The sequence below is a fragment of the Pseudomonas sp. Ag1 genome, assembly GCF_000278565.1.
In the GTDB taxonomy this organism is placed as follows: domain Bacteria; phylum Pseudomonadota; class Gammaproteobacteria; order Pseudomonadales; family Pseudomonadaceae; genus Aquipseudomonas.
In genome coordinates, this window is record NZ_AKVH01000024.1 from 1 (window position 1) to 7,394 (window position 7,394).

General features: G+C 62.0%; 9 protein-coding genes. All 9 read left to right on the forward strand.

Annotation, left to right across the window (positions count from 1 at the left end):
- The first annotated feature begins 232 nt into the window (after window positions 1-232).
- Window positions 233-1,603: a flagellar hook-length control protein FliK gene (locus tag A462_RS32015; protein WP_008430189.1), complete on the forward strand. Its 1,371-nt coding sequence runs from the start codon at window positions 233-235 to the stop codon at window positions 1,601-1,603.
- A gap of 223 nt (window positions 1,604-1,826) precedes the next feature.
- The gene (gene fliL / locus A462_RS32010; protein ID WP_003214560.1) at window positions 1,827-2,327 is read left to right on the forward strand and encodes a flagellar basal body-associated protein FliL; all 501 of its coding nucleotides are present in this window, start codon (window positions 1,827-1,829) and stop codon (window positions 2,325-2,327) included.
- Between the two features lie 9 nt (window positions 2,328-2,336).
- Window positions 2,337-3,305: a flagellar motor switch protein FliM gene (gene fliM / locus A462_RS32005; RefSeq protein WP_003214559.1), complete on the forward strand. Its 969-nt coding sequence runs from the start codon at window positions 2,337-2,339 to the stop codon at window positions 3,303-3,305.
- 34 nt (window positions 3,306-3,339) lie between these two features.
- Entirely contained in the window at window positions 3,340-3,807 is a 468-nt protein-coding gene (gene fliN, locus A462_RS32000) for a flagellar motor switch protein FliN (RefSeq protein ID WP_003214557.1), read from the forward strand.
- 1 nt (window position 3,808) lies between these two features.
- Window positions 3,809-4,243 (forward strand): flagellar biosynthetic protein FliO, encoded by a 435-nt coding sequence (gene fliO, locus A462_RS31995; protein ID WP_023659254.1) that lies wholly within the window; start codon window positions 3,809-3,811, stop codon window positions 4,241-4,243.
- Window positions 4,243-4,986, forward strand: a complete 744-nt coding sequence (gene fliP, locus A462_RS31990) for a flagellar type III secretion system pore protein FliP (protein WP_003214554.1) — start codon at window positions 4,243-4,245, stop codon at window positions 4,984-4,986. Before fliO ends, fliP begins: the two co-directional genes overlap by 1 nt.
- A 3-nt stretch (window positions 4,987-4,989) precedes the next feature.
- Window positions 4,990-5,259 carry a flagellar biosynthesis protein FliQ gene (gene fliQ, locus A462_RS31985; protein ID WP_003214552.1) on the forward strand — a complete coding sequence of 90 codons (270 nt, stop codon included), beginning with the start codon at window positions 4,990-4,992 and terminating at the stop codon, window positions 5,257-5,259.
- A gap of 13 nt (window positions 5,260-5,272) precedes the next feature.
- Complete coding sequence (gene fliR, locus A462_RS31980; protein ID WP_003214551.1) at window positions 5,273-6,049, forward strand: flagellar biosynthetic protein FliR; 777 nt, start codon at window positions 5,273-5,275, stop codon at window positions 6,047-6,049.
- 3 nt (window positions 6,050-6,052) lie between these two features.
- On the forward strand, window positions 6,053-7,189 hold the full coding sequence (flhB, locus tag A462_RS31975) for a flagellar biosynthesis protein FlhB (RefSeq protein ID WP_008430191.1): 1,137 nt from the start codon (window positions 6,053-6,055) through the stop codon (window positions 7,187-7,189).
- The last annotated feature ends 205 nt before the right edge of the window (window positions 7,190-7,394 follow it).

A 7,394-nucleotide genomic window follows, 5' to 3' on the forward strand; every position in this document is an offset into this window, starting at 1 on the left:
TCATCCAGAATGCCCGCGTCATCGTTAACGACCTTCGCGAGCAAGCCCGCTCCCACATTTGGACCGTGCCCGCTTTTGATTTGGCTGTTGCTTTTGCTCTTCAACACTCAAGACCCCATACAAGCCCTCACCCAAATAACGGATATACACCCTTAAACCAAAACCTGGCCCAACTCTTGCTCTATCTCCTGTTACCGCACCCTCGACCCCTGTGCGGCGGAGACTCTTGACTATGGCAATCACCCCGAATTCGCTCCTTCAGGCAGCCCTTGCGGCCAAGCCTCAAGCGCCCGCTGCCAATCCACCGGCAGTGGCTGCGAACCCGCGGGACAAGGCCCCGGGCTTCGCTCAGGTGTTCGCCAACCAGGCCCCTGCGCCTGCGGCAAAACCTGTCGACACCCCCATCAAATCCACCCGCGACAAGCCTGCGGACAACAGCCCCAAGCCCGCCGCCAACAACGACAAGCCTGCCGCCGGTACCCCATCGGTTGCCGATAACGGCAAGACTTTGCCTGCCAACCCGCCGGCCAAGGCGGACACCCCGGACACCACCGCCAAGTCAGACGACGATGCCCCGGCAGACGATCCGTCCCTGGCCCAGCAACCTCCGGTCGACCCCGCCGTAGACCCGGCGCTGATAGCCGCGGTAGTCCCTGTCCCCGTCCCCGCTACGCCGGCGCCCGTCGAGACCCCGACGCCGACCACCGCGAAGGATGACAAAAACCAGCCAGTCGTGGCGCCACCGATTGCCGCGACCGACGACGCCAAGCCCGCCTTCGACCCCGAGGCCGATCCGCTGGATGCAATGCCCGCCGTGCGCCTGGCCATGGAACAGGGTGGACACGTGTCCGCCAGCAGCCAGGCCCCGGCAAAAACCGCCCCGGCCCCGACCCAGGATCAGCCGACCGCCGCGCAAAACTTCGTCACAGGCCTGGCCAATATGGTCGACCAGCAAGCGTCCAAGGACAGCACCGACCAGGGCGGCGACAAAGCCTTTGCCGGTCTGATCGACGGCGGCCTCAAGGATTTGAAGGACGCCAGCAGCGACACCCGTGTCGATGACTTCGCCAACCGACTCGCCGCGCTGACCCAGGCTGCCACGCCGAAAACTGCGAATGCCCTGCCGCCGGTGGCCAACGCGCCATTGGCCATGCACCAGAGTGGCTGGACCGATGAGGTGGTGAACCGGGTCATGTACCTGTCCAGCGCCAACCTCAAGTCGGCAGAGATCCAGTTGCAGCCCGCTGAGCTGGGTCGCCTGGACATCAGCGTGAAGATGTCCGCCGACCAGCAGGCGCAAGTCACCTTCATGAGCGGCCATGCGGTGGTGCGTGAAGCCCTGGAAAGCCAATCGGGCCGCCTGCGGGAGATGTTTGCCCAGCAGGGCATGGGCCAGGTCGACGTCAACGTGTCGGACCAGTCCCGTGGCTGGCAGGGGCAGCAGGGCCAGGACCAGCAACAGCAGAACCAGGCTCGCGGCGTCAGCGGCAGTGGCGGGCGGGGTGATGGGGTTGATGGCGGCGGTATCGGTGAGGTGGCTGAAGTGGCCGCGCCGGTGGTGCAGTCGGTGATTGGCTCCAGTGCCGTGGACTACTACGCCTGATCCGAGGCCTGGCGATGATCAAAATGTGGGAGCGGGCTTGCTCGCGAATACGGAGTGTCAGTCACCGTTACAGGTGCTGATCCACCGCTTTCGCGAGCAAGCCCGCTCCCACATTGGTTTTGCAGTGTCGGCGAAACCGTGACCGAACTGACAACTCTGGCATAACACTTGCTCTTGCCTTTCCCCAGAACTATGAATCCCAGAATAGTGACGGATTATTGGCATGGCGAAGAGCGACGACGCAGCAAAAGCACCCGCAGGCAAGGGCAAGCTCAAGCTTATCCTGCTGATTGTCCTGGCCTTGTTGCTGGCGATCGGCCTGTCCGTGGGGGCTACCTGGTACTTTATGCACAGTGCCCAGAGCAAACCGGCCGCCACGGCCGAGGTCAACCCCAACGTCAAGCAACCGGCAATCTTCGAGCCGATGCTGCCGGCGTTTGTCGCCAACTTCAATCAGAACGGCCGTCAACGCTACCTGCAGGTGAGCATTACCCTGCTGGCGCGTAACCAGGCAGACCTGGATGCCCTCAAGGTGCACATGCCAGTGATCCGCAACAACCTGGTGATGCTGTTTTCCGCCCAACCCTTCGACACCCTCGCCACCCCGGTGGGCCAGGAAATGCTGCGCCAGAAGGTCACTGCCAGCGTGCAGGAAGTGGCCCAGAAGGAAGTCGGCAAACCGGTGATCGAGCAGGTGCTCTTCACTAATTTCGTATTGCAGTAGGATCACGACATGGCCGTGCAGGACCTGCTGTCCCAGGATGAAATCGATGCGCTGCTCCATGGCGTCGACGATGGTCTGGTACAGACCGAAATGGCTGCCGAGCCCGGCAGCGTCAAAAGCTACGACCTGACCAGCCAGGATCGCATCGTCCGTGGACGCATGCCGACCCTGGAAATGATCAACGAGCGTTTTGCCCGTTACACCCGTATCAGCATGTTCAACATGCTGCGCCGCTCGGCGGACGTGGCAGTGGGCGGCGTGCAGGTGATGAAGTTCGGTGAGTACGTGCACTCGCTGTACGTGCCCACCAGCCTCAACCTGGTGAAGATCAAGCCGCTGCGCGGCACCGCGCTGTTCATCCTCGACGCCAAGCTGGTGTTCAAGCTGGTGGACAACTTCTTCGGCGGCGATGGCCGTCACGCCAAGATCGAAGGCCGTGAATTCACCCCGACCGAGTTGCGGGTGGTGCGCATGGTGCTGGAGCAGGCCTTCATCGACTTGAAGGAAGCCTGGCAGGCGATCATGGAAGTCAATTTCGAGTACATCAACTCGGAAGTGAACCCGGCCATGGCCAACATCGTCGGCCCCAGCGAAGCCATTGTGGTCTCCACCTTCCACATCGAACTCGATGGCGGCGGCGGCGACCTGCACGTGACCATGCCGTACTCGATGATCGAGCCGGTGCGCGAGATGCTCGATGCCGGTTTCCAGTCCGACCTCGACGACCAGGACGAACGCTGGGTGAAAGCCCTGCGCGAAGACCTGCTGGACGTCGACGTACCCCTGAGCGCCACCGTGGCCCGTCGCCAGCTGCGTTTGCGGGATATTTTGCACATGCAGCCGGGGGATGTGATTCCCGTCGACCTGCCGGAAGAACTGATCATGCGCGCCAACGGTGTGCCGTCGTTCAAGGTCAAGCTCGGTTCTCACAAAGGCAACCTGGCGTTGCAAGTGATCGAACCGATCAACCGTCGCTGATCCACCTTAATTTCTGCTCCGCCGAGGACATGTAATGGCTACCGAACACGAAAACACTTCCGCCGAAGACCAGGCCCTGGCTGACGAGTGGGCGGCTGCCCTGGAAGAAACCGGCGATGTCGGCCAGGACGATATCGATGCACTGCTGGCGGCCGATGCGGCCACTGCACCGGTCGGCAACCGCCTTCCCATGGAAGAGTTCGGCAGCGTGCCGAAGAACAATGACCCGGTGACCCTCGACGGTCCGAACCTGGACGTGATCCTCGACATCCCGGTGTCGATCTCCATGGAAGTCGGCAGCACCGAAATCAACATCCGCAACCTGCTGCAGCTCAACCAGGGGTCGGTGATCGAGCTGGACCGCCTGGCCGGCGAGCCGCTGGACGTGCTGGTCAACGGCACGCTGATCGCCCATGGCGAAGTGGTGGTGGTCAACGAGAAGTTCGGCATCCGCCTGACCGACGTGATCAGCCCGAGCGAACGCATCAAGAAGTTGCGTTGATATGAAGCGCTCATTGGTAGGACTGTTATCGACGCTGCCCTTGAGCGTAATGGCAGCAGAACCGGTTGCCCAGGCGGCTGCGCCGGCGCTTGGCAGCGGTGTGGGCGGGCAACTCACCCAGTTGGTGCTGGGGTTGTTGCTGGTGGTGGGGCTGATCTTCGTGCTCGCCTGGGTGTTGCGCCGCGTGCAGCGCATCGGCCCGGGCAATGCCCAGGTCATCGAGCTGGTGGGTTCACGCGCCCTTGGCCCGCGAGACAGGCTGGTGCTGGTGCAGGTCGGCGACGAGCAGATCCTGCTGGGCATCACCCCCGGCCGCATCACCCCGTTGCACGTGCTCAAGTCGCCTGTGGAAGTGGCCCAGACCCAAGCGGCCACGCCGGAATTCGCCCAGCGCCTCATGGAGTTGCTGGGCAAGGATCAGAAGGATAAGAAGTAATGCGCGTTTTATTGACGCTCATGCTGTTGCTGGCAGCGCCGCTGGCGTACGCAGCAGACCCGTTGTCGATCCCGGCGATCACCCTGGGCACTAACGCGGCGGGCGCGCAGGAGTATTCGGTCAGCCTGCAGATCCTGCTGATCATGACCGCGCTGAGCTTCATCCCCGCGTTCGTGATGCTGATGACCAGCTTCACCCGCATCATCATCGTGTTCTCGATCCTGCGTCAGGCCCTCGGCCTGCAACAGACGCCGTCGAACCAGATCCTCACCGGCATGGCGCTGTTCCTGACGCTGTTCATCATGGCGCCGGTGTTCGACAAGGTGAACCAGCAAGCCCTGCAACCGTACCTGGCGGAGAAAATGACCGCCCAGGATGCGATCGACAAGGCCCAGGGCCCGATCAAGGATTTCATGCTGTCGCAGACCCGTTCCAGCGACCTCGAGTTGTTTGTGCGGTTGTCCAAGCGTACCGACATCGCCAGCCCCGACATGGCACCGCTGACCATCCTGGTGCCGGCGTTCGTGACCTCGGAGTTGAAGACCGCGTTCCAGATCGGCTTCATGATCTTCATTCCGTTCCTGATCATCGACCTCGTCGTGGCGAGTGTGCTGATGGCCATGGGTATGATGATGCTGTCGCCGCTGATCATTTCGTTGCCGTTCAAGATCATGCTGTTTGTGTTGGTGGACGGGTGGGCGCTGATAATCGGCACCCTGGCCGGCAGTTTCGGTGGGGTGTAGGCCATGACGCCAGAAGTAGCAGTCGACCTGTTTCGCGAAGCCCTGTGGCTGACCACCATGATGGTCGCCGTACTGGTGGTGCCGAGCCTGTTGGTGGGCCTGTTGGTGGCGATGTTCCAGGCCGCGACCCAGATCAACGAACAGACCCTGAGCTTTTTGCCGCGCCTGCTGGTGATGCTGATCACCCTGATCGTTGCCGGCCCGTGGCTGGTGCAAACCTTCATGGAATACATCCTGCAGCTGTACGGCAGTATTCCGCAGTTGATCGGCTGACCCCGTGAATTCGATGCTGGCCTTGACCGACACCCAGATCAGCACCTGGGTGGCCTCGTTCATCCTGCCGTTGTTCCGGGTCACGGCCGTGCTGATGACCATGCCGGTGTTCGGCACCACCCTGGTACCACGGCGCATCCGCCTGTATTTCGCGGTGGCGATCACCGTGGTGATCGTGCCTGGCTTGCCGCCGATGCCGCCGGTGAATGCCCTGGACCTCAGTGCAATGATGCTGATCGCCGAGCAAATCATCATCGGCGCCTTGCTGGGCTTCTCCCTGACGCTGTTCTTCCAGGCCTTCGTGATCGCCGGGCAGATCATCTCGATCCAGATGGGCATGGGCTTCGCGTCCATGGTCGACCCTACCAACGGCGTGTCGGTGGCGGTGATCGGGCAATTCCTGACGATGCTGGTGACCTTGCTGTTCCTGGCCATGAACGGCCACCTGGTGGTGTTCGAGGTGATGACCGAAAGCTTCACCACCTTGCCGGTGGGCAGCGGGTTGGTGGTCAATCATTTCTGGGAGCTGGTGGGGCGCTTGAGCTGGGTGCTCGGTGCATCCCTGCTGCTGGTATTGCCGGCGATCACTGCGCTGCTGGTGGTCAACATCGCCTTTGGCGTGATGACCCGGGCGGCGCCGCAGTTGAACATCTTCTCCATCGGTTTCCCGTTGACCCTGGTGCTGGGCATGGGGATTTTCTGGGTCGGCATGGCTGACATTCTCAATCAGTATCAACCGCTGGCGACCGACGCCTTGCAGTTTTTACGTGACTTGGCGCGGGCGCGATAAGCCATGGCCGAGAGCGAGAGTGGCCAGGACAAGACAGAAGACCCCACGGAGAAACGTAAAAAGGACTCCCGGGAAAAGGGCGAGATTGCCCGCTCCAAAGAGCTCAACACCCTGGCGATCATGCTCGCCGGTTCCGGCGGCCTGCTGATCTATGGCGGTGGCCTGGCCCTGGACCTGATGGAGTTGATGCGCCTGAATTTCTCCCTGCCCCGCGACGTGCTGCTGAGCCCGGGCGCCATGGGCTTGTACCTGCTGCACTCGGGCAAGATCGCGATCCTCGCGGTGCAGCCGATCCTCATCACCTTGTTGCTGGCGGCCCTGATCGGCCCTATTTCCCTCGGCGGCTGGCTGTTTGCCGCCGGCAGCCTGGCGCCCAAATTCAGCCGGATGAACCCGGCGGCCGGGCTCAAGCGGATGTTTTCCACCAAGGCCCTGGTGGAACTGCTCAAGGCCTTGGCCAAGTTCATCCTGATCCTGTTTGTGGCGTTGACGGTGTTGTCGTCCGACATCGACGACCTGCTGCGCATCGCCCATGAGCCGATCGAGCTGGCGATCATCCACAGTGTGCAAGTGGTGGGCTGGAGCTCGCTGTGGATGGCCTGCGGGCTGATCATCATTGCTGCGGTGGATGCGCCGATCCAGCTGTGGGAAAGCCACAAGAAACTGCTGATGACCAAGCAGGAAGTGCGCGACGAGCACAAGGACCAGGAAGGCCGGCCCGAGGTCAAGCAGCGGATTCGCCAGCTGCAGCGCGAGATGTCCCAGCGCAAGATGATGGCCTCGGTGCCCGATGCCGATGTGGTCATCACCAACCCGACCCACTACGCCGTGGCGCTCAAGTACGACCCGGAGAAGGGTGGGGCGCCGATGTTGCTGGCCAAGGGCAGTGATTTCACGGCGTTGAAAATCCGCGAGATTGCGGTAGCCAATGACATCCTGCTGCTGGAATCGCCGGAGTTGGCGCGGTCGATCTTCTACTCCACCGACCTGGATCAGGAAATTCCGGCCGGGTTGTATCTGGCGGTGGCTCAGGTGTTGGCGTACGTGTATCAGATCCGCCAGTACCGGGCGGGCAAGGGCAAGCGGCCAGATCCGCTCAAAGACCTGCCGATTCCGCCGGATTTGCGTCGGGATTCCTGATTTTGTAGCGTCCCTCCTGGGCTTCGCGAGCAAGCCCGCTCCCACATTTGACCGTGTATATCCTGTAGAAACGCGGTCAAATGTGGGAGCGGGCTTGCTCGCGAAGGCGTCCGCCCAAACAACAAAAATCCCCCTGAGCGTTCCCGCAATTGCATCTCGCACCGTGTAAGTCGCGGGCGAGGGCGCTACCTCAATCAGCGTGGCG